Annotated in this window: 1 protein-coding gene; it reads right to left on the bottom strand. The window is 66.9% G+C overall.

The annotated features are described in order from the left end of the window. Positions 1-150 precede the first annotated feature (150 nt). Positions 151-1,203 (bottom strand): D-alanyl-D-alanine carboxypeptidase family protein, encoded by a 1,053-nt coding sequence (locus tag EOA23_RS34670; protein ID WP_127307314.1) that lies wholly within the window; start codon positions 1,201-1,203, stop codon positions 151-153. Between the last annotated feature and the right edge of the window lie 256 nt (positions 1,204-1,459).

Genomic DNA, 1,459 nt, shown 5'->3' with positions numbered 1-1,459 from the left:
GCGGTTTCGGCGTCCCGCTCATTCCTGCGCGTCGCGGTTGGCGAAAGCCGGCGCGACATCTGATCTCCCCCCAAGTGGGGGAGATGGCCGGCAGGCCAGAGGGGGGCGCTGTCCCGCCGACGTCCCAGACTTTCCCCGCTCACCCCGCCCCTACTGCGTCGGCAGCAGCGGCGCGCCGGGTGATGCCAGATCCGGCGACGGAAAATCAGATGCCGGCTGGCCCGGCTGCGCCGACGCAGGCGCGGCCGGGGACGGCGGCAATCCCGGCAAACCAGAGTCCGAGGGCGTCATGCCGGGCGGCGGCGAGGCCGGCTGCTGTCCGGAATACATCAGCCTCGGCTGCCCGGCATCGGCGATCGCCGGTCCGAGGCTTCGCTGGATCAGCGCCTCGACATGGTCGTTGCGCTGGCGCGCGGTGTCGGCGCCCATCACCACCACGATCAGGTGCCGCCCGTCGGCATTATAGGAGGTGACGATGTTGTAGCCGGAAGCCCTTATGTAGCCGGTCTTGATGCCGTCAACGCCGCGCACGCGGCCCAGCATGTCGTTGTGGCCGCGCACAAGCTTGCCGCGGAACATGAAGTCGCTTTCGGAGAAATAGTGGAAATGCTGCGGGAACCGCTTTTCCAGCGCCATGCCCAGCACCGCCATGTCGCGCGCCGTGGTCACCTGGCCGTCATCGGGCAGGCCGCAGGCGTTGCGGAAATTGGTGCCGCTCATGCCGAGCGAGCGCGCCTTGGCGGTCATCATGGCGGCGAACTGGTCCTCGGAGCCGCCGCCCAGATATTCGCCCACCGCCACCGCAACGTCGTTTGCCGACTTAACCACCATGGCGCGGATGGCGGAATCGACGTCGATCGTCTCGCCGCGCCTAAAGCGCAGCTTTGTCGGCGGCTGCGAGGCGGCGTGGTCGGAAACCGGGATCCGCGTTTCCTTGGTCACCCGGCCGCTCTCCATCGCCTCGAACAGCATGTAGAGCGTCATCATCTTGGTCAGCGACGCCGGATAGCGCTGCGACCGCGAATTGACCTCGAACAGGGTCTTGCCGGTCGAGGCGTCGACCACGATCGCCGCATATTTCTGCGGCTGCGCCGGCACGGCCAGCACGCTTTCCGGCGGTGCCGCCGTCGTGCAGCCGGCGACCAGCGCGAGCACGGCCAATAGGGCGATGAGTTTCTGGAGGAGAGGGAAGGTAGGGGGCAAGACTGTTCTAAAGCTGTTGCTGAGATGCGGCGAAGCTAACGTAACCCATATGCCGCGTCCAACTGGTTAACGGCGGCAAGAAGGCATTTGCCCAGGTTTTGAGAGGTGGAGCAGATGGTTCTTTGCCCTTCGAGGTTGGCGCCGCCCCCTCATCCGGCCGCTCCGCGGCCACCTTCTCCCCGTGGGGGAGAAGAGGTTGGCGCCGGCGCTGACAATCTCCTCTCCCCGCCGGGGAGAGGTCAGCCGAGCGAAGCGG

It is taken from the genome of Mesorhizobium sp. M2A.F.Ca.ET.042.01.1.1, from assembly GCF_003997405.1.
In the GTDB taxonomy this organism is placed as follows: Bacteria; Pseudomonadota; Alphaproteobacteria; order Rhizobiales; family Rhizobiaceae; genus Mesorhizobium.
The sequence above is the reverse complement of the archived record's forward strand: the minus strand, read 5'-3'. Positions and strand labels throughout refer to the sequence as shown.